Genomic DNA, 24,972 nt, shown 5'->3' on the forward strand with positions numbered 1-24,972 from the left:
TTGTGGGGGTTGGCACTTGCGCATCCCAAGGCTGCCCCCTAGGATGAATACAGCCCTTTTTGCAAAGTCTCTCACTCGCCAAGGAACGCTATCGGATGAACACCCTCTGGAGCAGTGCCGCGATCGCCTATCTGCACTACCTCAGCTTTATGGTGGCTTTTGCTGCCCTTGTGGTGGAGCACCTCACCCTGCGCAAGGATATAGACCTTAAACAGGCTTGGCGATTAGTGATTACGGATGCCCTCTATGGCATTGCTGCGGTGACTGTTCTTGTCACGGGCATTTTACGGGTTCTCTATTTTGGCAAAGGCACTGAATATTATTTGGCCAACCCCATCTTTCACCTCAAGGTGGGCTTATTTATTTTGGTGGGGCTATTGTCGCTGTATCCAACGATCTCTTTTCTACTGTGGATTAAACCGCTGCGGGAAGAGAAGGCTCCCACCCTCGAGTTACCAACGGTGCAGCGTTTGACTTGGGTGATTCGGGCTGAACTGGCCTTTCTCAGTGCCATTCCCTTTTTGGCAGCGATGATGGCGCGGGGGATTGGTTTGGATTGGATTCAACGGTAATACTCTTCAGCAGGGGAGCGATCGCCCCTATGATAGATCTTGCTGCCACGGATAAAACGGATGAGTCATCCCACGATTGAATCCATTCTTCAGGAAAACCGCCTTTTTTATCCCCCCGCTGATTTTGTGGCCAAGGCGCGGATCAATTCCCTTGAGGCCTACAATGCCCTTTACGAAAAGGCCAAAGCCGATCCCGCTGCCTTTTGGGGCGAATTGGCGCAACAGGAATTAGAGTGGTTTCAACCTTGGGATCAGGTGCTGGATTGGCAGCCCCCCAATGCCAAGTGGTTTGTCAATGGCAAAATCAACCTCACCTACAACTGCTTAGATCGCCACCTCAAGACTTGGCGCAAGAATAAAGCAGCCTTGATCTGGGAAGGAGAACCCGGTGATAGCCGCACCCTCACCTATGCCCAACTGCACCGCGAAGTCTGCCAATTTGCCAATGTCCTCAAGCAACTGGGGGTGAAAAAGGGCGATCGCGTCGGTATCTATATGCCGATGATTCCAGAGGCAGCCATTGCCATGTTGGCCTGTGCGCGGATCGGCGCCCCCCACTCAGTGGTCTTTGGGGGGTTTAGTGCCGAAGCTTTGCGCGATCGCCTCATTGATGCCCAAGCCAAGCTGGTGGTTACGGCTGACGGTGGCTGGCGCAAAGATGCCATTGTGCCCCTCAAGGATCAAGTGGATAAAGCCCTAGCCAATCAGGCAGTTCCCACCGTTGAAAATGTCTTAGTGGTGCAGCGCACGCAGCAGCCAGTGACCATGGTGCCCGGTCGCGATCACTGGTGGCATGATCTGCAAAAGGGGGTCAGCGCTGACTGTCCTGCCGAACCCATGGACAGCGAAGATTTACTCTTTATTCTCTACACCTCTGGCTCCACCGGCAAACCCAAAGGCGTTGTCCACACCACAGCGGGTTACAACCTCTACACCCACATCACCACTCAATGGGTCTTTGACCTCCAAGATACCGATGTCTATTGGTGTACCGCTGATGTTGGCTGGATTACGGGTCACAGCTACATTGTCTATGGGCCGCTGTCCAATGGGGCAACCACCCTCATGTATGAAGGGGCACCCCGCGCTTCCAATCCCGGTTGCTTCTGGGATGTGATTGAGAAGTATGGGGTGACTATTTTCTATACCGCTCCCACGGCTATTCGTGCCTTCATTAAAATGGGCGAACACTTGCCCCGCGCACGGAACCTCTCTTCTTTGCGCCTCTTGGGAACCGTGGGTGAACCGATTAACCCCGAAGCATGGATGTGGTACTACCGGGTCATTGGCGGTGAACGCTGCCCCATTGTCGATACATGGTGGCAGACAGAAACTGGGGGGCACATGATTACACCGCTACCGGGGGCAATTCCCATGAAACCCGGTTCTGCCACCAAGCCCTTTCCGGGGATTCTGGCTGATGTCGTCGATCTTGAGGGCAACCCCGTGGGGGTCAATGAGGGTGGGTATCTGGTCATTCGTCACCCTTGGCCAGGAATGATGCGCACGGTGTATGGCGATCCCGATCGCTTCCGCCGCACCTATTGGGAACACATTCCCCCTCGTGATGGCCAATACGTTTACTTTGCTGGCGATGGTGCCCGCAAGGATGAAGATGGCTACTTTTGGGTGATGGGACGGGTTGACGATGTGATCAATGTCTCCGGTCACCGCTTGGGCACGATGGAAATTGAATCGGCATTGGTCTCTCACCCTGCTGTTGCTGAAGCAGCCGTTGTTGGTAAACCCGACGAGGTCAAAGGGGAAGAAATCGTTGCCTTTGTGATTCTTGACGGGTCGGCTACCCCCAGCGATGCCCTCCAACAGGAATTAAAGCAGCACGTTGTCAATGAAATTGGTGCCTTGGCACGGCCGGCGGAGATTCGCTTTACCGATGCCCTGCCCAAAACGCGATCGGGCAAAATCATGCGGCGGCTCCTGCGTTCCCTTGCAGCTGGCCAAGAGGTATCTGGGGATACTTCAACATTGGAAGATCGGTCAGTGCTGGATAAGTTGCGCCAGGGGGCTTGAGAGTCTCCCCTATCAATGAGTCTATAATTGATAGGCTATGGCAAGTGGCATCCGCACAAAAACACTCGTTCTTTTAACAACGGCGGCCATTTTAGGGGGCGGTCTCTTTCTATTTGAGCAACAACTACCCACGCCCAACAGCAGTCATACGCAAACTCCAAAACCCCTCTTTAACTTTCAAGAGGCGGATGTTGTGGCCTTGAAAATTATTGCCCCTGATTACAGCCTAAACCTGAAAAAGTTGGCTACAGGTAACTGGGTGATTGATCGGGCAAAGCAAACCCCCGCAGAAGAGGGCACGGTTGTCTTTTTATTAAACTTATTGGTCATGGGTCAGCGCGATCGCTCTCTCGATGTACCTACTGAACGTGCCGGGGATTATGGCCTTGCTCCCCCCATGGCCACTGTGGATATCACCCTTAAAGATGGCCAGCAGCACCGTTTACACTTGGGAGACACCACCTTTGACGGCCTCAAGCTCTACGCGGAAATTGACCCGCCAGCGGAACCGCGCGAAAAAATGACGGTGACCCTCGTGCCCCTTGATCTTAAAAATGCCCTCCAGCGCCCCCTACAGGAATGGGAGCGTCAGCAAGCAGCAAACTAGAACGCTGTGACTTCTGGCACGACTCCCCAAAAGCTCGTCAGAATATAAAAGCGTAGTGAACTACCGAGTGAACATCAGCCATGGGATTCTTCGGATTCAAAAAGTTGACAATGCCTAGCCCCAGTGCCGCTCTACCCGGCCGAGCAGAACCCATGCCCGTGCCAGAGGCTCATCTTGTGAATGGTCATCCCCTCACCCCTCCCTATCCCGAAGGCATGGAGTTAGCCATGTTTGGTATGGGCTGTTTTTGGGGGGCTGAGCGCAAGTTTTGGCAGGTGCCGGGGGTCTATGTCACCGCTGTGGGCTATGCTGGCGGCTATACCCCCAATCCCACCTATCAAGAGGTGTGTACGGGCATGACAGGTCACAACGAGGTGGTGCGCGTGGTCTTTGACCCCCAGAAGGTGACCTATGAGGAATTGCTCAAGGTCTTTTGGGAAAACCATGACCCCACCCAAGGTATGCGCCAAGGCAACGATGTGGGGACGCAGTATCGCTCCGGTATTTACTACTATTCCCCTGAGCAAAAAGCCCTTGCCGAGGCCAGTCGCGATCGCTACCAAGCAGCCCTAAAAGCCGCCGGTTATGGCACGATCACCACTGAAATTCTACCAGCGCCCGAATTTTACTTTGCCGAACCCTACCACCAGCAATATCTCCATCGCAATGTCAATGGCTACTGCGGCCTTGGGGGCACAAAGGTGCCCTACGAACTGATGAGCGCTACCCCTAGCGCCTAGTGGAGATTGAGGCGATAGGGCATACGGGGACGGTAAGCATCGCTAAAGTTGGTCTGACTAACCGTGGCATTGTTTAACCGTGCCCACTGCATATTGGCTTGCTCAAAAGTGGCACCGTTGAGATTGGCGCGGCGAAAATCCCCATAGCGGACATCGGCTCCCGTTAAGTTGCTGTTGTTGAAATTGGCACGGCGGGCACGACTATGGCGCAAAATCGCACGGCTCAGGTTAGCACCACTGAGATTGGCCTGTTCTAGGTTAGTTCGTTCTAAATAAGCGGCGGTGAGGTTGGCATTACTCAGATTTGCCCCGACCAAATTGGCCACCATGAGGTTAGTATCCTGGAGGTTGGCGCCCTGAAGATTGGCGCCGCGCAAATTTGCCCCTGCTAAGTTATAGCCCCGTAAATCGACATTCCGCAGATCACAGCCGGGACAAGCATTGGTTTGCACCAGTTGCTGCATGGGGGAGGGCATGGCAAAAGCAGCACCGCTGGTAAGCGCTGCACTAATCATTGCTGTTGCGATGAACGCTTGCTGGTTCACATCCACATCCTCCTGCCACGCTAGAGAGACTTTAGCACAAGTCCTAGGAATTTAGCCGTTGGCGGCGGGAGCGCTGATGTCGTTGTTGCCAATCCTTAGCACTGCGAACGGCCAACCACAGCAGGAGTAAGGCAATTAACCCGCCCTGCTTGGGTGCCCTGAGGGCAAATAAAATTAACAGCATACACAGGATATCCTGCCCGACAATCACCCAGCGGGGTAACTTCCCCAGCCGATAAAACCAACCCACCTGCACCAATTGCAACACAAAGGCAAAAAGACCACTCAGGGTACCAATGAGCCACTGGGGTGTCTCTGTTGCTGTTGCCACGGTCATGCCAAGGAGGGCACCCACAAGGGGGCTAAAGCACAGTTGTACAAGGATAATCAGGCGGTAGCCCCAGACATTGCGGGACAGGAAGATCTCCAGAAACGACCAAGCGGCTAACACACCAACCACGCCATAGGGGGAAAAATGGCGCAGTAAAGGCACCTGTGACCACAGTTGTTCCCCCTGCAATAGACCAATCAACAGGAGGGGCAGTGCCAGTCGTAGCCCGCCGGCCGCTGCTGCTGAAAGAATCGCTAGAACTTCTAGCATGATGGCTCTATGGGTTTCAAGATATTGGGGAGGGTTTCCCACAGGCGATCGCACACCGTTTCTGGGGTATCCTCAGCCGTAATCGCCAGTTCTAAATCCGCCTGCGCATAGAGGTATTGACGCGCTTGCAGCAGTTCACTCAAGCGTTCCTCAAGGGGCTGATCCTGCAACAGGGGACGTTGCTGATCTTGGCGCAGGCGCTGACAGAGCACCGCAAGGGGGACATGAAGCCAGACCACAATGCCATGGCGCAAATAACTCCAGTTCATCGGGTTGAGGACAATGCCGCCACCGGTGGCCACGACCAAATGATGGTAACTAGAGACTTGTGCTAAGACCTGTTGTTCCAACTCCCGAAAAGCAGCCTCCCCCTCTTGGGCAAAAATTTCGCGAATGGGTCGTTGGCGAAACTCTGTAATCACCGCATCTGTATCCACAAACCTGTAGCCCAAGCGTTGCGCCAAGATGCGACCCGTGGTGGTTTTACCGGCACCCATCATGCCCACCAGATAGATATTGACTCCTCCAAGGCGTTCTTGCAGTTCCATAGATAACCATTTCTCGACACCGCCAAATCAGCACTTTAACCTAAATATGGAGGTCTTCTCACCATTTCGATGTCCCAGCCCAATCCCTACGTGACACTACAGGTGGCAGTAACGGCTACCCAAGCCGAGATTAAGGCCGCTTATCGCCGCTTAGTCAAGCAGTATCACCCCGACTACCATCCTAGCGATCGCTCCAGCCATGAGCGGATGGCCGCCATTAACGCCGCCTATGAAATCTTGGGGGATGAGCAGTGTCGGCAGGCCTATGATGCCCAGCACCGTATCCAGCAAACAACTGCTCAGCCTGATGTGCAGCGTTCCCAAGCTGCCGATCGCGAGCTAGAGCAATGGCTGACCCTCACCTACAACCCCGTGAGTCGGATTATTGAGGCGGTCTTGCGATCGCTCCCCCACCAGATTGATGCCCTTGCGGCTGATCCCTTTGATGATAACCTCATGGCTCATTTCCTTACCTACTTGCAGGACTGTCGTCGCGCCCTCACCCGCGCCCGCTATACGTTCCAAGCCCAACCCAACCCCGCTGCTGTGGCCAAGGTGGCAGCCCACCTCTATTACTGTTTGAATCAACTGGTGGATGGTCTCGATGAGCTAGAGCAATTTAGCCACAGTTACGACGATCGCTATTTGCACACTGGGCAGGAACTCTTTCGCATTGCCCAGCGCCTCTTCGCAGAGTGTCAGCTTGTCCGCTAAACTAGAGAGAATCAGCATCCCAGCATGGCAGCAAGATTCAATCCCAGTTATGAAACATACCCTATCGGTTTTAGTGGAAGATGAGGCGGGTGTGCTCACTCGCATTGCCGGTTTATTTGCGCGGCGTGGCTTTAACATTGAGAGCTTAGCGGTAGGCCCTGCGGAGCAAATTGGCATCTCCCGCATTACGATGGTGGTGCCCGGCGACGATGCCATCATTGAGCAATTGACCAAGCAACTCTACAAGCTGATCAATGTCCTCAAGGTGCAGGATATTACCACGATTCCCTGTGTGGAACGGGAACTGATGCTTCTGAAGGTGAATGCCACCGCCAGCACCCGCTCTGAAATCTTGGAACTGGTACAGATCTTCCGTGCCAAGGTGGTGGATGTGTCCGATGATTCCCTGACTATTGAGGTGTCTGGTGACCCCGGCAAGATGGTGGCCATTGTCCAAATGCTGAATAAATTTGGCATTCGCGAAATTGCCCGCACCGGTAAAATTGCCCTTGTGCGTGAGTCGGGGGTGAATACGGAATACCTGAAGTCCTTGGAGGCACGGGTCTAATTGGCGGGGAAGTATCGCTGGTTATTACTTGCACTAGGGGCGATCGCCCTCAGTAGCTGTACCGCAACGGAGTCTCCCTCAGTAAGCAACAATGCATTACCCCTTGGGGTTGCCCTCGCTCAAACCGGTAATGCCGCTCTCTACGGCCAAGAGGCTCTACAGGGGGTGCAAGTCGCCGGGGAGTTTTTCAACCAAGCCGGCCAGATCAAGGGGCAGACCCTACGGCTGGTGATTCAGGATACCGGCAGTGATGAAGCGGGGGCAGTGAATGTTTTTCAAACCTTAATCAATCGCGATCGCGTGATTGGCATTGTTGGCCCCACCCTCTCGCAGCAGGCTTTTAGTGCCGATCCTATTGCCGAGCAGGCTGGTGTCCCCGTGGTGGCTCCTTCCAATACCGCCCGTGGCATTCCCGAAATCGGTGCCTTCATTAGTCGCGTCTCCGCAGGGGTGGATGTGGTGGCGCCCACGGCAATTCAAGCAGCCCTTGAGATTAATCCCAACATTCGCCGAGTGGCAGTCTTTTTTGCCCAAGACGATGCCTTTAGTCGCTCAGAAACCGAGATTTTTCAAAAGGCCATTCGCGAGAACCCCAAGCTTGAACTGGTGACTGTCCAGCAGACCCAAACCACGGATACCAATTTCCAAGCCCAAATCAATGCCACCCTCAATCTCAAACCTGATTTAATTGTTATCTCCGGCTTAGCAGCCGACGGCGGCAATTTGATTCGCCAACTACGGGAATTGGGCTACCAAGGCCTAATTTTGGGCGGGAATGGCGTCAACACAGTCAACCTCTTCCCCGTTTGTCGTCGCCTCTGTAATGGCGTTCTGGTGGCGCAGGCCTATAATCCCGAAAACCCCGATCCCATGAATGTCAAGTTTCGCGACGCCTTTGCAGCCAAATATCGTCAAGCCCCCTCTCAATTCAGTGCTCAAGCCTTTACGGCAGTTCAAGTCTTTGCGGACTCCTTGGCACGACTGTCCCAAGAAAAGAACTTGTCGGAATTGCCCCTTGCCGATTTGCGTCAGGCCTTGAATCAAGAGATTCTCAAGGGAGCCTATGAAACCCCCCTTGGGGAAATTCGCTTTACCCCTGAAGGCGAAGTGCTGCAACGCTTCTTTTACGTTGGCCAGATTGAGATGAGTGACGATGGCCAGAGTGGGAAGTTTAGTTTGGTGAAAAAAGTTGAACGCTAAGTATCACAGGAATAATAATTACCTATTTGAGTTCCTCGTTGATAGTTACTTTATCGAGCGCGATCGCAAGCACGATTCTTTTCCCTCGGCAACCGCTTAACTGCTTAGCTGTTTTTATTAGCTTAACCCTGTTTCAAATTACTATTATTACCCTAATTTTAGGAGCTATTAACCTCTTGTATCCTAGCCTTCTATTTGTAGGAAGTCTTGTTTTGGGGTTATTCATTTTAATAACTTTATTTTTTAATTTTAACAAAAATAGACTATTAAGTATCTTTACTACATCTTTTCAAAAGTATGCTGTGCTAAATCAAAAAGGTTGGATACTAGTTATCACTATAACTTCTCTATTTTTATTTTATTTTAGGCAATTAGTCTATGATTTATATCTACAGGTCATATTTGTTCATCCCCTGAGTTGGGATGTTGTTACTTATCACTTACCTAGTGCTGTAACCTATTTGCAAACCATGAGTTTGTGGAAACTTGGAAACACTTTTAGCCAATACCCCGGTGGCAATGAATTAATTAATTTATGGAGTTTAACTCTCTTAAAACAGGACGCTGCTCTAGGCTTAACATCTCTGGTATTAAATCTTAGCACGGTACTCGTAGCGCTGCTGATACTACGCGATTTAAGACGCTGGAGATACGGCTTATCACTGTATTTTACTTTTTTGTTTTTCTTGTTGATTTATCTTTCTATAAATGATACTCAAGTTATTTTCTTTGATATTGGTCGAAATGACATTACCTTAGCTTTTTGGGTTTTGATAGGTTCATGGGCATGGATAAGGTCTATTAAAAATAGGAGAGCTTCCTTCAGATATCCATATTTATTTTGGTCAGGGGTTAGTTTTGGATGTGCTTTGGGTGTTAAACCTAACGCTATCTATTACATTACCGGTATCTTTATAATCACCGTTTATAATTTAATAACTAACTACGCAGTAAGGATAACAAAAAAAGGCTATCTTAAACTCTTCTATCACTCAATATTGACTTGGTTGCTGCCTATAGCTATCATTAGCAGCTTTTGGTATTTCAGGAATTTATATCTTCTGGGCAGTTTATTTGAAGATGATGTTGTTAAGAGTGGCATAAATTTATCAATCTCTAGAAACTTATTTAATTTAGAAATTTATAAGGCACCCAATGGAAGGCTGCTATTATTCTCAGTTCTCATCACTTTATCTTTTATCATCCTATTTTTTAATAATCGATTTAGAAACACAAGCTTAAAGCACTTGGTTCAGATGAACGTTATTGGCTTTATCGCTTGGATACTTACACCCTACAGTGCGGGTTATTATGCTGGGGAGGTCATCTACTTTCATCTACAATTGCGACATGGCCTTGTTTATATTATTACAGTGATTATTTTAATCGCCTACTTTAGTATTACCTTCATGAACATATTATTTAATAAAAGGTTTAGAAGTTTATTGCTCATAATTGACAATTTCTTTAACCACTTTCATATAAACTCTCAATGTACGAATAAAACCAATCATTTATTTATTAGCTCTATTGCAGCTATCTGCATGACTTTATTGCTAATACAGATACTCAACTACAACCCGCCTAGAGGCTTACCTGGGTTTTCAGGGATATTATTTTATCCATCGAATTATCAGAGTCGTATTTATGAATGGGTACAGGAGAATATAGAGAACAAAAAGATTCTCAATGTGGGTCTCCGCAGCTATGGACTTGTCAACTTTCCTTTTAGCAACGAGGTGACTGATGCAGGATCACCTGCAACATGGAAGCCTCAAGAGAGTAATTTACAAAACTATGATTACTTAGCGGTTTCAGTCGATCCCTTCACAGGCAAAATATCTCAGGAACTTGCTGCCTTCCTACAAACGCCAAAAAATTACGAAATTGTTTATAGTGATCAGCTATCCGCTGTTCTGAAGCGCCTCTCATAATCAACGATCACTCTAACAGGGTTAGCGGACTGCTAATTCGGCAGCTTCACGCGGCTTTTTGCTGCGCCAAAGGAGACGAATGGGGGTGCCTCGAAATCCCAGTTGTTGGCGAATTTGCCCTTCAATGTAGCGGCGATAGTTGTCCTTGAAGAGTTTGGCATCGTTGACAAAAATCGCAAATGTTGGCGGCTGGGTGGCCACTTGGGTGGCGTAGTAGATTTTGCCTTGGCGGCCTTGGCGAGTCGCGGGGGGCGTATGCCAGCGTAGGGCTTCTTGAATCACTTCATTGACTACGGCTGTACTGACGCGGCGACGATGTTGTTCAACCGCTGCATCTACTGCTGCAAAAATTTTGTCGAGGCGTTGACCCGTATGGGCACTGACAAAGAGGGCATCTGCCCACTCCAGAAAATTCAATCGCTGATACAGGCGATCGCGATAGGTATTGATCGTATAGGTATCCTTTTCGGGAACGGCATCCCACTTGTTCACAATTAGGACACAGGCACGCCCCTGATCGGCAATATGCCCCGCCAAGCGCTGATCCTGTTCCGTAATTTCTTCGAGGGCATCCAATACCAACAGCACGACATCGGAGCGGTGAATCGCCTTAAAGGCGCGATGCACACTAAACATCTCAGGCCCGTAGGCCACATGACTCCGCTTACGAATGCCGGCGGTATCAATGAAGCGGTACTGGGTGCCATTGTGTTCAATCACGGTATCAATGGCGTCACGGGTGGTACCTGAAATCGGACTGACAATGGCGCGATCGCTCCCAATCAAGGCATTGAGCAAACTGGATTTCCCCACATTGGGACGCCCAGCAATGGCCACCTGAATTTCCGGCGCCTCGGGGAGCGTTGCCGCTGCGGGTAAGTAGGTCATCAACTGATCCAGCAATTCCCCCGTACCGCTGCCATGAATACTGGAAATGGGGTAGGGTTCCCCTAGACCCAGCGCCCAAAATTCTGCCGCCTGCGCCTGACCCATTTGAGGAGATTCGCATTTGTTGACCGCCAGTAAAACGGGGACAGGATGCTGTCGCAACCAAGCCGCAATCTCATAGTCTAGGGCAGTGGGTCCTGCTTGGCCATCTACCACTAAAATTGCAGCTGTTGCCTCCTGCAGAGCCAGTTCCGCCTGTTGGCGAATCAGGGGGAGAAACTCACTGTCATCGTCAAAGACGAGTCCGCCAGTATCCACCACCAAGAACTCCCGATCGCGCCAAAAGGCTGGGCGGTAGGTGCGATCGCGGGTTACACCGGGCTGATCGTGGACAATGGCATCCCGTTCCCCGGCCAAGCGATTGACAAAGGTGGACTTGCCCACATTGGGACGTCCTACAACGGCAACAACAGGCAAAGCCATAGGCGTGTTGTTTGCAGAATCAGGCTTGAGTTTACCCCTCAACCTAGGTCTCAAATTGACTGCCGCGCTTGTACTGCTGGTAGGCAGCAAAGAACAACCCCACCAATGTGACTGGAATTAGCCCCAGCACAATGCCGCACAGTAAAGGTTCAATCATGGCCTTACACCCTTTTTAACCATCAACTCCATTCCCCACGATACACTAATGAATGGGCGCTGTACCGGCATCTCCCTGTTGATCAGGAAAAATCATCCTCACCGCCAGCGAGAACGTCCATGTTTCGCTTTCCTCTTTTCTCTTTTATTAAGTTATTTTTGCCCGCAACAGCAGTCATTGCCGCTCTGTTAACACCCCTGTATTTTAGTCAACGCCACGCCCTTCTGAAGGACTTACAACTGCAGGAGGAGTATAAACTAGAGCGCAGCCGGCTGCTTCTAAGAATGATCTTAGATGACGCGGTTGAAGAGTTGAGAGCTTTGATGGCACTGCAGGTGTTGTCTCATTTAATGGAGGCTTCTGCTGGGGAAGAGGCTCACGAAAAGGCAAAGGCAGGACTGGCAGCATGGCAGCACCTCAAAAAACACTATGATCAATTTTATTTTTTTGATCCAGAGGGCAGGGTGCGTTTTCAGTGGCATGCCACACCCAAAGCAACGGATGCCGCTGCGACCAAGACAATTGACCGCTACTGGCCTATCCTACAGCGATTGACCCCCAACCAGATTTTTATTTCCCCCTTGGATTTAATAGAGGGCACCCGTTTCAGCGTGGCTCAACCTGTTTTGTATATTGGGGTACCCCTGTACCAAAAAGCAGCACCAAGGGGGGTTTTGCTGGTTCGTTACCGCGCCAGCCACCTTCTCAATCAGTTGATCAACACTTGCAATCTAGGGAACAGCAGCTGCCTCCTAGCGGATGACGAAGGCTATTGGTTCATTGCAGAAAATCATCACCAAGAATGGGGATTCTATTATCCTGAGCGACAGCAGTTTACGATCCGCAATCAATATCCGCTGCTGTGGCAACAAATGCAACGACAGCCTCGAGGCAGCCTATTGAGCCCTCAGGGGCTATTTATCTATCAAGCCTTTTTTCCCCTAAAGGCCAACTACCTTTCTGCCGATCGAGCAACCAATTCGGCTCGTGACTGGAGCAGCACCCGTTGGTGGTTGGTTTCGCGGCTCTCTGACACCCGGTTGGTGCAATACAACCGCCGCCTACATCAGGAGTTCCTTGTCCTCTTTGCTGCCCTATCCGTTTTGGTGGCTGGTGCTATCCTGATCATTGCCCGCGATCGCCAGCGCAAAGAGCAATTGCGAGAACTCCTAAAGTCAAGTGAAGCGCGCTTTCGTAGTGTCAGCAAAATGGCGCCGGTGGGCATTTTTACCCTAGATGCCGAGGGACGACCCACCTTTTTGAATCAGGCACTTCTAGACCTGTTGGGTCTCAACAGTCTGGAGGAAGCCGAACAACAGTGGATAGAACGCCTGCACCCTGAAGATCGCGATCGCGTCTTGAAGGCATGGGTCGCCTGCCAGCGAAAGAGGCTACCCCTCAACGAGCGCTTCCGGGTGGTTCAAGAAGACGGCAGCAGTCGCTGGATTAGGGCGCGGATTATTCCTTTGCAGCAAAGCCGTGGCAAAGATCGCTTTGTCGGCACTTGGGAAGACATCTCCCAAATGATCCAGCAGCAGGAATTCCTAGAGCAAGCGCGCAGGGCTGCCGAGGAAGCCAGCCGTGCCAAGAGTGAGTTTTTAGCCACCATGAGCCATGAAATTCGCACCCCAATGAATGCCATCATTGGCCTGACTGGATTACTGCTGGATACCCCCCTCAATCCTCAACAGCGGGAGTTTGTCAACACCATTCGCCTCAGTGGTGACGCTCTACTCGCCATCATCAATGATATTCTCGATTTCTCTAAGATTGAGTCGGGCAAGCTGCAGTTAGAGAGCTATCCCTTCAACCTGTGTGACTGTGTCGAAGAAGTCCTCGACCTTTTGGCCAGTCGAGCTAGCGATCGCCAGGTGGAACTGGCTGCCCATATTGAGCCAAGGATTCCCTATGAGGTCATTGGTGATATGGGGCGGCTGCGGCAAGTCTTGGTGAATCTCATGGGCAATGCCATCAAATTTACCCAAGGTGGCAATGTGACCCTCTACCTTAAGGGCATGCCTGCACCAATGAGCCAGTATGAGTTTATGCCCTCCTATTACTCCTACTGGTTTGCCATTCAGGATACGGGCATCGGCATTTCGCCAACGGGCATGGCTCGCCTCTTTCAGCCTTTTATGCAAGTGGATGCCTCAACCACTCGCCACTATGGCGGCACGGGTTTGGGCTTGGTCATTTGTCAACGCCTTGTGGAGCATATGGGGGGGCAAATTTGGGTAGAAAGTAAAACGGCCACAGATCCTTTGGCCATTGGCGGCACACCCCCAGCCCACTATGACTCGATCCCAATTGAAGAGAGTGGCTCTGTTTTTTACTTTACTGTCAAATTTCTCGTTAATCCGCAGGCCATTTCCAAAGAGAGCAGGGGGGTCGGCCATCTTGAAAATCGGCGTGTGCTCATTGTGGATGACAATGCTACCAACCGTCAAATTCTCGCCCTACAAACCAAAAACTGGAAAATGCACCCCCTTGTGGCTGAGAGTGGCCCCAAGGCCCTTGTGCTGCTTCAACAACAAGCCCTGCCGGATGTGGCCATTTTAGATCTGCAAATGCCGGAGATGGATGGCATTTCCCTTGCTCGTAAAATTCGCACCACCTACACGCAATTGCCCCTGATTCTGCTAACCTCCCTAGGCAATACACTGCCAGAGTCGGAAACTGCTTTATTCTCTGCCCTGATCAGCAAGCCGGTCAAACAGTCCACCCTGTACAATGTTCTTAACCATTTATTTGACAAAGAGCCGACAACGGTATCGCCTAAGCCAGTGGCTGCCCTATCCTTTGAAGACTTAAAAGCCGGTCTGCCGCCGCTGCGGATTCTCATTGCCGAGGATAACAAAGTCAATCAAATGGTGGCACTGCGCATCTTAGAAAAATTGGGCTATCGCGGTGATATTGCTGCCAATGGTTTGGAGGTGCTGGATGCGGTGAAACGGCAGCCCTATGATGTGATTTTGATGGATATGCAGATGCCGGAGATGGATGGCATAATGGCTACCCGTGAAGTGATTAATCTGTTTCAACAGCTCAACCAACCCCGTCCGCGAATTATTGCCATGACGGCCAATGCTATGGAGAGCGATCGCCAGCTTTGCTTGGATGCAGGTATGGACGACTATGTGAGCAAGCCCATTAACCTTGAAGACTTGGTGCGTGCCCTCCGTCAGTGCCATCCCCTCCAGACCCCAACAACTTAACATTTAGCGATAGACTAAAGGAGATAGATTAACTGGTTCTTGATTCCAGCTAGGAATAAATAATTATCTATGGTTACCCCTGAACAACTAACCACCTTAATTCAATCCAGCCTGCCCGATGCCTTTGTTCAAGTGCAAGATTTGACCGGGGGTGGCGATCATTACGAAGCTGTAGTGGTCTCTGCTGCCTTTGAGGGTAAGCGACTGGTGCAGCAGCACCAATTGGTCTATAGCAGCCTTAAGGATCTCATGGCTAGCAATGAACTCCACGCCCTTGCCCTCAAGACCTATACCCCCCAGCAATGGGCACAACGCCAGTGATTTAGAATGCAATCTATTGCTGTTCTTTTGTAACTTGTGAACTCAAGAGGGAAAGCCAACGATGACACCCGAACTCCACGCCAAAATTGATCACCTCGTCAAAAGCAACAAAATCATTGTCTTTATGAAGGGCAGCAAGCTGATGCCCCAATGCGGGTTTTCCAACAATGCGGTGCAAATCCTGAATGCTCTCGGTGTTCCCTATGAAACGGTGGATGTCCTTGAGGATTTTGAGATTCGCCAAGGGATTAAGGAGTATTCCAACTGGCCAACGATTCCCCAAGTGTTTATCAATGGTGAGTTTATTGGTGGCTCGGACATTCTCATTGAGCTATACCAAAGTGGTGAGTTGCAACAACTGGTTGAGGTGGCCTTAGCTTCCTAGTTTTTTCTCACCTTCACTGACGCCCAAAATAAATCCCCCATTGCTGGGGGAGCTTCATCATCTGTTCAACAACCTTGACCGTTTGGCCGAGAAAGTGGCGGATTAGCCAAGGTTTACTTTGACGACGCGGTTTTTCTCTTCTTCCGCTTTCGGCAGGGTCAGGTGCAGGATGCCATCTTTGTATTCGGCTTTGACATCGGTGTTTTGAATCCGCACTGGCAGAGGAATGACCCGTTGGAATTTACCGTAGCGGAATTCGGTGCGTTTGATACCATTGCTTTCGCTTTGGCTTTCAGATTTGCGTTCACCACTGACAGAGACGGCATCCGCCGTAACTTGAATGTCGAGGTCTTTGGCCTCCATGCCGGGCAGTTCAATTTTTAGAAGCAAAGCATCAGGCGTTTCTTCGAGTTCGGCTGCCGGCAAGAAGCTGAGATCGCTGCGACGTTCGGTCAAGGGAATCAATTCATCAAATAGACGGTTCATTTGGCGTTGTAGCGCATCGATTTCGCGGAACGGTTCCCAACGAACGAGTGCCATACGCTGATCCTCCTGTATTTCTTAAGGTTTTAGATTGCCCACGGGATGATTTACAGAGAGAACAGCACCAACAATTAACTTTGTTTTTGTTTGCCTTGGTATTGCTTGGGCTTATTCCCTCTGCCTACCTTCACTATAGAGGATGCAAGTCTTGATCCAAGTGGGGTTTAACGATCTCTCCAAGTTCCTTTTCCCGAACCTGTATTATCCTGATAGGGAAATTAAGGAAACATTAAACCTTGTTAGCCAAAAGGTTATCAACAGGGATTTCTTGCAGAATGGCTTGGGCGTTGGCGATCGCCAGTGTCCCCCGCAGAAAACCAATATTTGCCCCCGGACAGAGATAACTCAGGGACTTCTGCCGACAAAAGGCTTTTAATGTCTCAACACTGCGCAGTTGTCGCGGCCAGTGGAAGGTGGTCGCCGTTTTCATCGGTGCCAGTTCTCCCGTCGGCGTAGGGAGTAGGTGACGACCGCTAAAGAGAACACCCCCTTGGCCAGACCAATAGACACAGGCGCTGCCGGGGGAGTGACCGGGTGTCCAGAGGATTTCGAGGGTTTCACTAATCGCTAGATGGTGGTTAAACGGGGTTACGGTCACTTGGGGTAGAAGATAGGCTTCTTGACCATGGATGATTACTTCACAGTTAAAGGTGCGCTGCAGCTCACGAACGCGGGCGATCGCCCCTCGATGGGTAAGGATGAGGCGCTGAACGCCACCCTGCTCCCTGAGCCAATTTTGGCTGCTCTCTGTCCAAGGGGGGGAATCAATAAGGGTATTGCCATCATTTTCTACAATGAGATAAGCAGTGCCTCCCAGCGTCTCGCGGTTTGGTGGAAACCCGTAAACCATGGGCAATACAAGGCGGGGCGGTTTCTGTTGTTGAGCCACAGGTGTCGAAATCATGACATGGATTTCCCTTATTGTATTGGGTTTGATCTTGGTCTTTATTGTCCGCCAGAGTGCTGCCCGTGTCAGTCAAACCCCTTGGTGGCTCCTATGGCTGGTGCTGATGTTGCCAGCATTTTTTATTGGGGGTTGGATGCTGCTTTTAGGGAATACCCCTGTGCCGTCGGGATGGTTGATCCTTGTTTTTGTCACCAGTTCGGTGCTCTATCTTGTGCTTTTGCGCCGAGGCCAGCCCTCCTTACCAGCGGCACCACCCACACCCCCACCGCCCACACCGACGGAAAATGGCAAGCTCCTCAATCAGGATGAAGAAACGCAATTGCAGAGCTGTTTCCCTTGGGGCATGTACTATCTGCAACAAATTGAGTATCGTCCGCAGGCGGTGATCTGCCGGGGGCAAATGCGCGGGGATGCGAACCAAGTCTATGAAACCGTGGAGCGCAATATTGCCCAACGCTTTGGCGATCGCTTTCTGGTCATGTTTCAAATGGGTTTGAGTAATAAGCCCTTTTTTGCCTTGATTCCTCGCGATCGCTTGCCCCAGCCCCAACAGCTGTTTCGTCCCGGCCTCAGCCTTGGACTATTGGCTTTAACGTTTCTGACGACAACGGTTGCTGGCTTGGCACTCGTGGCGCCTGATCTGACGGCGGCGGAACTGCGACTCAATCCCAGTTTGCTCTGGCAGGGGTTGCCCTACAGTGTCAGTCTGCTGTTGATTTTGGGCATCCATGAACTGGGACACTTTGCCACTGCGTGGTATTACCGCGTCAAAGCAACGCTGCCCTACTTTATTCCTCTACCCTTTGCCATGGGCACACTGGGGGCCTTTATCCAGATGCGATCGCCGGTTCCCCATCGCCGTGCCCTCTTTGACATCAGTATGGCGGGTCCCCTTGCGGGATTGCTCGTGACCCTACCGATTCTAGTTTGGGGACTACAGCAGTCCGAGGTGGTACAACTGCCCGCCAATGCTTCCGAGCAGCCCCTCAATCCCCAAGTGTTTAGTCCCCGCATTTCGATTCTCTTTGCCCTGATTGCCAAAGCCATTTTTGGCGCTGCCCTCAAGAGTGATAGTGCGCTACACCTGCATCCGATCGCAGTGGCGGGAGTGCTGGGCTTGGTGGTGACGGCTTTGAACTTGATGCCGGTGGGTCAATTGGATGGGGGGCACATTGTCCATGCGATGTATGGTCATCGGGCGGGGGCAGTCATTGGCCAAGTCAGCCGTTTACTGGTGCTGATTCTCTCCTTTATTCAACCGTGGCTCTTTGTCTGGGCTTTGATCCTGTTCTTTATGCCCGCCTTTGATGAACCTGCCCTCAATGATGTCAGTGAATTGGATAACTGGCGCGATGCCCTTGGCTTGATGGCACTGGTGTTGCTATTGCTCATTATTTTGCCGGTGCCGGCACCCCTGGGGGATTTGCTACTGCCGACACACCCAATGCCATAGGGGATGGCGTTGCCCCTGTTGACGAATGCGCAGGACTTGTTTTTCTAGGCGTTGCTGCCACTTGGGGGATCTGCCCCAGAAAATGTTGCGGGTCTGCCAGTAGAGAACGCTCAGGGTCATGCCAATGCACAGCGCCAAACCGATCGCCGGCAGCCGATTGAAGAGAATGCCATAACGCAACGCTGCCCACGTAAAATGCTCGCGCATCAGGCTAATTTCATAACGGAAGCCCCAGAGACTCAATGTGCCAACCGTCAGCCAAAGAAAGAGCACCACACTCCAGCGCATGAGAACGGTAAAGCGATGCAGGCGATCCACCTGCTGCCGAAATTCTGACTCAAGGCCTTGGGGCATTCGCGATCGCTCGTTAGCAGACATTTCTCTTCTCTATCGTATCTTTTTGCAGCTTTTTCATCATCTAATGTTGGTTTGAGAGGATCATTGGGCAGGGATTGCAAAGCCTCAATTTTATCTTTGTGGCACACTGTTGAGAAACAATGCCAGTGACAAGGAGCCTCCGATGCCAAGCGTGAGTTTACTGCGGGCAACATCCTATGACCTTGACCGTCTCAGTGTGTCCCTTGAGGAACTCCTAGCGCCCTTGGGGGGAATGGCGGCGATCGTCAAACCGGGCGATCGCGTGCTGCTCAAGCCGAACTTACTCACCGGCGCACGACCAAAACACGAATGCGTCACTCGCCCAGAACTGGTCTATTGCGTTGCCAAAATGGTGCAGGCGGTGGGGGGACAACCCTTCCTAGGGGATGGACCTGCCTTTGGCTCGGCATTGGGGGTCGCCCGCAACAATGGCTATTTGCCCTTTATTCAGGAATTGAATTTACCGGTCATTGAATTCCATGGCGATCGCTATGCTACGGACAATCCTGAATTTGCCCACCTGCGCCTGAGCAAAGAAGCGATGGCCGCCGATGTCGTCATTAACCTACCCAAGGTCAAATCCCATGTGCAACTCACCCTCACCCTTGGGGTCAAGAATCTCTTTGGCTGTGTCCCCGGCAAAATGAAGGCATGGTGGCATATGGAAGCGGGTAAGGATGCTGATCGCTTTGGCCGCATGCTCGTCGAAACTGCACGGGCGATCGCCCCCGACCTCACGATTGTGGATGGCATTATCGGCCATGAAGGCAATGGCCCCAGTGGGGGAACGCCGCGCCCCCTGAATATTTTGGGTGCCAGTCGTGATGTCTTTGCCCTCGATCGCGCCCTCGTGGCTATCCTGAATGTGGATCCTGAGCGCATTCCTACCCAACGTGCCGCCACCGCCCTTGGCTACAACTATGAGCTGAGTGAGATTACATTTCCCTTGGCACAGCCCCACGAATTAGCTGTTCGAGACTGGCAACTACCCCAGCAGATGATGCCCATTGACTTTGGTGCGCCGCGTGTCCTCAAGTCCACCTTCAAACACCTCTATATTCGCTGGATCAAGGAACCCCTAACCGCCTATAGCCAAAAGGTCTAAGTTCTCAGCGGGGACGCCCTTTGATAAGCTAGGAAAATGCTGTTGGGGAGAACCGTCCTTGAGCTTTGACTACGATCTCGTCATTATCGGTGCGGGTGTGGGGGGTCATGGGGCTGCCCTGCATGCCGTCAGCGTCGGTCTGAAAACGGCCATTGTCGAAGCCGCAGAAATGGGGGGCACCTGCGTCAATCGCGGCTGTATTCCCTCAAAAGCACTCCTTGCGGCAGCCGGACGGGTACGAGAACTGCGTCAAGCCAGTCATTGGCAAGCCTTGGGGATTCAACTGGGGCAGGTGAATGTGGATCGCGCGGGTGTGGCTGCCCATGCCGCCAATTTGGTACAAAAAATCCGCAGTGATCTGACAAACAGCCTCAAGCGCCTTGGCGTAGACACCCTTATTGGTCGGGGCAAAGTAGCGGGGTGTCAGAAAGTCAGCATTACCACCCCCACGGGTGAGAAAACGGTTACGGCCAAGGACATCATTATTGCCACCGGCTCAGTCCCTTGGGTTCCCCCCGGCATTGAAGTGGATGGCAAGACCGTTTATACCAGTGATGATGCCATTAAGCTGGATTGGTTGCCGCAGTGGGTAGCCATCATTGGCAGTGGCTATATTGGCCTAGAGTTTGCCGATATTTACACCGCCTTGGGTTGCGAAGTGACCATGATTGAGGCACTGGATCAACTCATGCCCACCTTTGATCCAGATATTGCCAAACAGGCACAGCGGGTCTTGATTGCCCCTCGCGACATTGAAACCTACAGCGGTACCCTAGCCAAGCGGGTGATTCCCGGTAGTCCAGTGGTCATTGAATTGGCGGATGCCAAAACCAAAGAAGTGGTGGATGTCCTAGAGGTGGATGCCTGCCTTGTGGCCACCGGTCGCATTCCCGCCACTCAAGATATTGGCCTAGAGAGTGTGGGCGTCAACACCGATAAGCGTGGCTTTATCCCCGTCAATGAGTATTTGGCAGTAACGAAAAAAGGGAAACCCGTTCCCCACCTGTGGGCGATCGGTGACGCCACGGGGAAAATGATGCTTGCCCATGCCGCTTCGGCGCAGGGGATTGCTGTTGTTGAAACAATTGTCGGGCGGCCGCGCCAAGTGGATTATCGCAGTATTCCTGCGGCGGCCTTTACCCATCCGGAAATGAGCTTTGTCGGCTTGACGGAACCCCAAGCCCGTGAGCTAGGGGAAAAAGAAGGCTTTGAGGTACAAGTGGCACGTACCTACTTTAAGGGCAACTCCAAGGCACTGGCGGAAACGGAAACCGATGGCCTCGCCAAGGTGATCTTCCGTGTGGATACGGGCGAGCTACTGGGGGCGCATATCTTTGGTCTCCATGCTTCGGATTTAATTCAAGAGGCCGCCAATGCCATTCGCGATCGCCAAACCGTGAGCCACTTAGCCTTTAATGTCCACACTCATCCCACCCTCTCGGAGGTGCTTGACGAAGCCTTTAAGCGTGCCCACGAGATGGTGAGCCACCGCTGAACTTGCTACGATAAAGTTTGGAGTCTTTCAGGAGTGGGTGATGACACAGGCCACACAACCCGCCAAGGGAATCATGATGACCGAAGCTGCCCTCAAGCACGTGCTTGAACTCCGCGATAAGCACGGCAAAGACCTATGTTTGCGGGTCGGCGTCAAAGGGGGTGGCTGCTCCGGCATGTCCTACACGATGGACTTTGAAGACCCCGCCAATATCCGTCCCGATGATGAAGTCTTTGACTATGATGGCTTCAAAGTGGTCTCCGATCCCAAGAGTATGCTCTACATCTATGGCTTGGTGCTCGACTACAGCAACGCCCTTATTGGTGGCGGCTTTAAGTTTACGAATCCCAATGCCACCCAAACCTGTGGCTGTGGTACCTCATTTTCTGCCTAAGGAGTCCTGCCCTTGACCACATCTCAACCGGTGAGTGATGTTGAACGTCAATTTGAGGCGGCGATCGCCCGCTACAAAGAAGGGGCGCTGCCTGCAGAACTGATTCCCACCTTCAAAGAGATTTGTCAGCGTGCTCAAAAAAGTAGCGCCGCTTGGACGTGCTTAGCGTGGCTCTATCTCCTCGATGACAAGCCCCAATCTGCCCTGAAGGCCGCCCAAAAAGCGGTCAGGCTAAATCCTGAAGACCCCCAAGCCCGCATTAACCTTGCGGTAGCGATGCTAGAAACAGGTCAAAAGGGGGTTCGTCCCCACATTGAATTGGCGCAAACCGTTGTTGCTGCTGTCGCTGAGCTGCGCCAAGAGGTCATTGATAACTTTGCCGACGGCCTGCAGCGCAAACCCAATTGGGAGAGCCTTGCCCGCGTCAAACAGTGGGTATTGGGGGGATAGCTATGGCACGGCTGCGGGACGTGATCAATTGGCTCTTGGTGGCGGATACCTTCTTTGTCTTGGCTAGCTTTGGCTGGTTTGTGGTTGCCCTTGTGGGGCGTTCCTTGGCGCTACCCCTTGGCTTTGATCTCTGGATCAGCCTCTGGGAACCCCTCTTTATGCCCGCGATTGGCATCTTGATGGCCGCCGCACTCATTAACGGTGCCCTGAGTTATGTGCAGAACCGCTGGCTGCTGCGCTCCGTCGGCAGTGACTTGCGATCGCGGGATTAATCCCTAAACTTGCTCTGCTTCCACATCTACGGTCGTGGTGAGGTTGGGCGATCGCCGGCTTTTAATCCGCTCCACCAGCAATTGCGTTAGCTCACTGGCAAGGATTACCATGACCGTGACATCATCCAATTGACCGATGATCGGCACTAGATCGGGTGAAATATCCAGAGGACTGAGCAAATAGATCAAGCTGGCGGCAATGATAAACCAGCGATATTTAGGATGCCGCAACACATTCCGATACCAGTTGTAGAAGCCGCTCATGGCGTATCAACCTTGAATCCTGCTCCTATTCTGGCATAGGGACTCAAATGGCCCTAGGTGGGGAAAACCGTCCGCGGTTAATCAAAGTAAAAGAGCGTCACCACCTTATGCTGCTCTTCCGCCAGTTCACAGGTTTGCAGCAGTGTGTGGCTATCGTGAAAAGCAAAACAAATCAGTTGCTGGCAGCGGGAAATAATTTCCTGATTGCAGAGGGAACTGGCTTCTGCGAGGGGCAGGTGATCGTTTTCGGGCTTCTCCACCAAGTGCATCACCTTATCCAGTTGTTGGCGGGACTCGCGAGGCTGGCGCTCAAGACTTTGGGGCAAGATCACCGTTAGCAAATTGGGATCTGCCCGCATGGCTCCCCGAATCGCAGCCGCATTGGTTCCAACGGCACCTGAGGTCATCAAGCGGTTACCCGCCAGCACGAGGGCATAGCTCATCATTTCAATGAGGTGCTGATGCGTAATCGGGACGTGACGCGAGCCAAGGAGCGCAATCCGCTTCGGACCAGAGTCTTGGATTGTCGCTAATTCTTGCAAAAACTCATCAATTTGGGGGGAATCAATGCCCGGAAGATTCGTCGCCTGCGTCAAGAGAGTGTCTCATGTGCTACGGAACGACGCTATTTTAGCATTTTGGCCTTCAATTCTAGTAGGGGTGAATCCAGTTACCAACTGCCCGAAGCCCCCCCACCTGAGGAATGCCCACCCTCATCATCACTGCGGCTCGAGTAACTGTCGTCATAGCTGGAGGAACTATTGAAAATAAACTTGACGATCGCAGAAATGATGCTGGAAGGAATAAGAATGATCAGACCAACAATGATGAAGATGCCCGTAATAATGTCCCCGCCGGCAGTGCTGGTGTAAGTTGAGGGGACAGAGCTACTGGAGGTGGTCAACTGATTGGTCCCCAGTTCATTGAGCAGAGCACGCACCCCATTCATGATGCCCTGCGCCATCTGGCCCCGGCGAAAGTCCGGCAGCATATAGCGATCAATCACGGTTTGCATGCGTGGGTTCCAACCACTGCCATAGGCACTGCCCAATTCAATCCGCACCTTGCGATCGCCAGGGGCAACCAACATCATCACGCCATCATTGCGCCAACGGCTACCCACGCCCCGATGGTTAAATAAATCCGTGGCAAAGGCTTCAAAACTTGAGTGTTGGTTGCTGTAATCGCGATAGGAAGGAATCGTTACCAGTAGGACTTGCTGATTCGTGCGTTGATGAAACGCTTGAAGTTCGGAGCGAACCTGTTCCCGCTGAGGATCCTCTAACACCTTCACTAGATCGTTGACGTAGGTATCGGGTAAATCAGGGAAGCGCACATAGGCTTGAATCGGCGACGGCGCCAGCGTCAACATCAAAACGGCCACCACAGAAAGGATCGGCAACAAAGGGCGGTTTCGCCAGCGCAAAGTCATCATTTTTTTGAAGGGAGTGCGTCTTGAATCACAGTATAGCTTTTCTGCTCAAAAACATTCTCAATAATGTGTGTATTGATGACTAATTTATGACTAAGTTTGGTTTAAGAATAGATTAATTGTTTTTGATAGATAATTGACGCAGGCACTGGTCTGAGAGCATTAGAGAAATTGACAGGGTTGACGAATTGCCTGTGCCAATAACTGCCGATACTCGCGATCGCTGACAACATACGCCCCAAAGCGCTCAAGATGGGGATTTTGCAGTTGGGCATCAAACAGCAGAAAGCCGCGACGCCGCAGATGCTCCACCAGTTTCACCATCGCCACTTTCGAGCCGTCGGGGATGCGATAGAACATGGACTCGCCGATAAATGCGCCGCCAATCACAATACCGAGAATGCCCCCTGCCAGTTCATCGCCCTGCCACGTTTCAAAACTTACTGCCCAACCTGTGCCGTAAAGCAGATGGTACACGTCCTTAAGACGGGGTGTTATCCATGTACTCGGGCGATCGGCACACCCCTCAACCACAGCAGCAAAGTCCCGGTTAATGGCCACTTGAAAGCGATTTTGATTGAGCACTCGCTGCAAAGACTTCGGATAGCAAAACCGCTCATCGAGGGGAATCAATGCCCGCTGGCGGCTGGTGTACCACTCTAGGTGATCGCCTTCCCCCATGAGAAAGTAGCCTTCGGCATAGCCATCATCAATAAAGGTATCGCGTACCCACTCGGCCTCAGAAATCTCCATGCTGATAATCTGAACAA

General features: G+C 51.7%; 29 protein-coding genes. 17 read left to right on the plus strand and 12 right to left on the minus strand.

Annotated elements, in window-relative coordinates; translation table 11 throughout:
* Positions 1 to 95 precede the first annotated feature (95 nt).
* The 4 genes from RHJ31_RS10150 (at position 96) to msrA (ending at position 3,950) form a co-directional block, all read left to right on the plus strand.
* Positions 96 to 572 carry a DUF2214 family protein gene (locus RHJ31_RS10150; RefSeq protein WP_190278294.1) on the plus strand — a complete coding sequence of 159 codons (477 nt, stop codon included), beginning with the start codon at positions 96 to 98 and terminating at the stop codon, positions 570 to 572.
* Between the two features lie 60 nt (positions 573 to 632).
* The gene (gene acs / locus RHJ31_RS10155) at positions 633 to 2,603 is read left to right on the plus strand and encodes an acetate--CoA ligase (RefSeq protein WP_302676504.1); all 1,971 of its coding nucleotides are present in this window, start codon (positions 633 to 635) and stop codon (positions 2,601 to 2,603) included.
* Positions 2,604 to 2,640: 37 nt separating this feature from the next.
* Positions 2,641 to 3,210: a DUF4340 domain-containing protein gene (locus tag RHJ31_RS10160; protein WP_302676505.1), complete on the plus strand. Its 570-nt coding sequence runs from the start codon at positions 2,641 to 2,643 to the stop codon at positions 3,208 to 3,210.
* 80 nt (positions 3,211 to 3,290) lie between these two features.
* Positions 3,291 to 3,950 (plus strand): peptide-methionine (S)-S-oxide reductase MsrA, encoded by a 660-nt coding sequence (msrA, locus tag RHJ31_RS10165; protein WP_302676506.1) that lies wholly within the window; start codon positions 3,291 to 3,293, stop codon positions 3,948 to 3,950.
* Here the strand turns inward: msrA and RHJ31_RS10170 are convergent.
* The 3 genes from RHJ31_RS10170 to RHJ31_RS10180 form a co-directional block, all read right to left on the minus strand.
* Positions 3,947 to 4,465, minus strand: coding sequence for a pentapeptide repeat-containing protein (locus RHJ31_RS10170; protein WP_206201450.1), 519 nt, complete (start codon positions 4,463 to 4,465; stop codon positions 3,947 to 3,949). The two genes, msrA and RHJ31_RS10170, sit on opposite strands and share 4 nt — an antisense overlap.
* A gap of 73 nt (positions 4,466 to 4,538) precedes the next feature.
* Positions 4,539 to 5,096, minus strand: coding sequence for a DUF4126 domain-containing protein (locus tag RHJ31_RS10175; RefSeq protein WP_149817571.1), 558 nt, complete (start codon positions 5,094 to 5,096; stop codon positions 4,539 to 4,541).
* Complete coding sequence (locus RHJ31_RS10180; RefSeq protein ID WP_302676507.1) at positions 5,090 to 5,644, minus strand: shikimate kinase; 555 nt, start codon at positions 5,642 to 5,644, stop codon at positions 5,090 to 5,092. The genes RHJ31_RS10175 and RHJ31_RS10180 overlap by 7 nt, the downstream gene beginning before the upstream one ends.
* A gap of 69 nt (positions 5,645 to 5,713) precedes the next feature.
* Between RHJ31_RS10180 and RHJ31_RS10185 the strand changes: the two genes are divergently transcribed.
* The 4 genes from RHJ31_RS10185 to RHJ31_RS10200 all read left to right on the plus strand — a co-directional run bounded on the left by RHJ31_RS10185 (position 5,714) and on the right by RHJ31_RS10200 (position 10,060).
* Positions 5,714 to 6,358 carry a J domain-containing protein gene (locus RHJ31_RS10185; protein WP_302676508.1) on the plus strand — a complete coding sequence of 215 codons (645 nt, stop codon included), beginning with the start codon at positions 5,714 to 5,716 and terminating at the stop codon, positions 6,356 to 6,358.
* Between the two features lie 49 nt (positions 6,359 to 6,407).
* Positions 6,408 to 6,926 (plus strand): acetolactate synthase small subunit, encoded by a 519-nt coding sequence (gene ilvN / locus RHJ31_RS10190; protein ID WP_149817577.1) that lies wholly within the window; start codon positions 6,408 to 6,410, stop codon positions 6,924 to 6,926.
* On the plus strand, positions 6,927 to 8,126 hold the full coding sequence (locus tag RHJ31_RS10195; protein WP_302676509.1) for an ABC transporter substrate-binding protein: 1,200 nt from the start codon (positions 6,927 to 6,929) through the stop codon (positions 8,124 to 8,126). It abuts the gene before it with no gap.
* Positions 8,127 to 8,338: 212 nt separating this feature from the next.
* Positions 8,339 to 10,060 (plus strand): hypothetical protein, encoded by a 1,722-nt coding sequence (locus RHJ31_RS10200; protein ID WP_302676510.1) that lies wholly within the window; start codon positions 8,339 to 8,341, stop codon positions 10,058 to 10,060.
* 21 nt (positions 10,061 to 10,081) lie between these two features.
* Here RHJ31_RS10200 and der read toward each other — a convergent pair whose 3' ends face one another.
* Positions 10,082 to 11,431: a ribosome biogenesis GTPase Der gene (gene der / locus RHJ31_RS10205; RefSeq protein WP_302676511.1), complete on the minus strand. Its 1,350-nt coding sequence runs from the start codon at positions 11,429 to 11,431 to the stop codon at positions 10,082 to 10,084.
* Positions 11,432 to 11,474: 43 nt separating this feature from the next.
* Entirely contained in the window at positions 11,475 to 11,588 is a 114-nt protein-coding gene (gene petG / locus RHJ31_RS10210; RefSeq protein ID WP_302676512.1) for a cytochrome b6-f complex subunit V, read from the minus strand.
* A 119-nt stretch (positions 11,589 to 11,707) separates the two neighbouring features.
* Between petG and RHJ31_RS10215 the strand changes: the two genes are divergently transcribed.
* The 3 genes from RHJ31_RS10215 (at position 11,708) to grxD (ending at position 15,509) form a co-directional block, all read left to right on the plus strand.
* A complete protein-coding gene (locus RHJ31_RS10215) occupies positions 11,708 to 14,803 on the plus strand; it encodes a response regulator (RefSeq protein ID WP_302676513.1) in 3,096 nt (1,031 codons plus the stop codon).
* A 69-nt stretch (positions 14,804 to 14,872) separates the two neighbouring features.
* A complete protein-coding gene (locus tag RHJ31_RS10220) occupies positions 14,873 to 15,124 on the plus strand; it encodes a BolA family protein (protein ID WP_149817589.1) in 252 nt (83 codons plus the stop codon).
* Positions 15,125 to 15,185: 61 nt separating this feature from the next.
* Positions 15,186 to 15,509 carry a Grx4 family monothiol glutaredoxin gene (gene grxD, locus RHJ31_RS10225; protein ID WP_181496364.1) on the plus strand — a complete coding sequence of 108 codons (324 nt, stop codon included), beginning with the start codon at positions 15,186 to 15,188 and terminating at the stop codon, positions 15,507 to 15,509.
* 102 nt (positions 15,510 to 15,611) lie between these two features.
* Here the strand turns inward: grxD and RHJ31_RS10230 are convergent, their stop codons facing one another.
* Entirely contained in the window at positions 15,612 to 16,049 is a 438-nt protein-coding gene (locus RHJ31_RS10230; protein WP_206201444.1) for an Hsp20/alpha crystallin family protein, read from the minus strand.
* 232 nt (positions 16,050 to 16,281) lie between these two features.
* The gene (locus tag RHJ31_RS10235; RefSeq protein ID WP_302676514.1) at positions 16,282 to 16,956 is read right to left on the minus strand and encodes an MBL fold metallo-hydrolase; all 675 of its coding nucleotides are present in this window, start codon (positions 16,954 to 16,956) and stop codon (positions 16,282 to 16,284) included.
* On the opposite strand from RHJ31_RS10235, the gene RHJ31_RS10240 reads away from it, so the two are divergent.
* The gene (locus RHJ31_RS10240; protein WP_302676515.1) at positions 16,955 to 18,412 is read left to right on the plus strand and encodes a site-2 protease family protein; all 1,458 of its coding nucleotides are present in this window, start codon (positions 16,955 to 16,957) and stop codon (positions 18,410 to 18,412) included. The two genes, RHJ31_RS10235 and RHJ31_RS10240, sit on opposite strands and share 2 nt — an antisense overlap.
* On the opposite strand, the gene RHJ31_RS10245 is transcribed toward RHJ31_RS10240, so the two are convergent.
* Positions 18,386 to 18,790 carry a hypothetical protein gene (locus RHJ31_RS10245; RefSeq protein ID WP_149817595.1) on the minus strand — a complete coding sequence of 135 codons (405 nt, stop codon included), beginning with the start codon at positions 18,788 to 18,790 and terminating at the stop codon, positions 18,386 to 18,388. The two genes, RHJ31_RS10240 and RHJ31_RS10245, sit on opposite strands and share 27 nt — an antisense overlap.
* 142 nt (positions 18,791 to 18,932) lie before the next feature.
* Here RHJ31_RS10245 and RHJ31_RS10250 point away from each other — a divergent pair, with 142 nt between their 5' ends.
* The 5 genes from RHJ31_RS10250 to RHJ31_RS10270 are packed head-to-tail and all read left to right on the plus strand — an operon-like array spanning position 18,933 to position 22,506.
* Entirely contained in the window at positions 18,933 to 19,895 is a 963-nt protein-coding gene (locus RHJ31_RS10250; RefSeq protein WP_302676516.1) for a DUF362 domain-containing protein, read from the plus strand.
* 58 nt (positions 19,896 to 19,953) lie between these two features.
* The gene (gene lpdA, locus RHJ31_RS10255) at positions 19,954 to 21,390 is read left to right on the plus strand and encodes a dihydrolipoyl dehydrogenase (RefSeq protein WP_302676517.1); all 1,437 of its coding nucleotides are present in this window, start codon (positions 19,954 to 19,956) and stop codon (positions 21,388 to 21,390) included.
* 40 nt (positions 21,391 to 21,430) lie between these two features.
* Positions 21,431 to 21,784 carry an iron-sulfur cluster assembly accessory protein gene (locus tag RHJ31_RS10260; protein WP_206201439.1) on the plus strand — a complete coding sequence of 118 codons (354 nt, stop codon included), beginning with the start codon at positions 21,431 to 21,433 and terminating at the stop codon, positions 21,782 to 21,784.
* Positions 21,785 to 21,796: 12 nt separating this feature from the next.
* Entirely contained in the window at positions 21,797 to 22,234 is a 438-nt protein-coding gene (locus tag RHJ31_RS10265) for a M48 family metallopeptidase (RefSeq protein WP_302676518.1), read from the plus strand.
* Between the two features lie 2 nt (positions 22,235 to 22,236).
* A complete protein-coding gene (locus tag RHJ31_RS10270) occupies positions 22,237 to 22,506 on the plus strand; it encodes a hypothetical protein (protein ID WP_206201438.1) in 270 nt (89 codons plus the stop codon).
* Between the two features lie 3 nt (positions 22,507 to 22,509).
* Here RHJ31_RS10270 and RHJ31_RS10275 read toward each other — a convergent pair whose 3' ends face one another.
* The 4 genes from RHJ31_RS10275 to aat form a co-directional block, all read right to left on the minus strand.
* Positions 22,510 to 22,770, minus strand: coding sequence for a YkvA family protein (locus tag RHJ31_RS10275; protein WP_302676519.1), 261 nt, complete (start codon positions 22,768 to 22,770; stop codon positions 22,510 to 22,512).
* Between the two features lie 77 nt (positions 22,771 to 22,847).
* Positions 22,848 to 23,366 carry a hypothetical protein gene (locus tag RHJ31_RS10280; RefSeq protein ID WP_024125793.1) on the minus strand — a complete coding sequence of 173 codons (519 nt, stop codon included), beginning with the start codon at positions 23,364 to 23,366 and terminating at the stop codon, positions 22,848 to 22,850.
* Positions 23,367 to 23,440: 74 nt separating this feature from the next.
* Positions 23,441 to 24,157 (minus strand): YgcG family protein, encoded by a 717-nt coding sequence (locus tag RHJ31_RS10285; RefSeq protein WP_302676520.1) that lies wholly within the window; start codon positions 24,155 to 24,157, stop codon positions 23,441 to 23,443.
* Positions 24,158 to 24,364: 207 nt separating this feature from the next.
* Positions 24,365 to 24,955, minus strand: coding sequence for a leucyl/phenylalanyl-tRNA--protein transferase (gene aat, locus RHJ31_RS10290; protein ID WP_206201435.1), 591 nt, complete (start codon positions 24,953 to 24,955; stop codon positions 24,365 to 24,367).
* Positions 24,956 to 24,972: the final 17 nt, after the last annotated feature.

This window comes from Thermosynechococcus sp. JY1331 (assembly GCF_031583475.1).
Taxonomy (GTDB): Bacteria; Cyanobacteriota; Cyanobacteriia; order Thermosynechococcales; family Thermosynechococcaceae; genus Thermosynechococcus.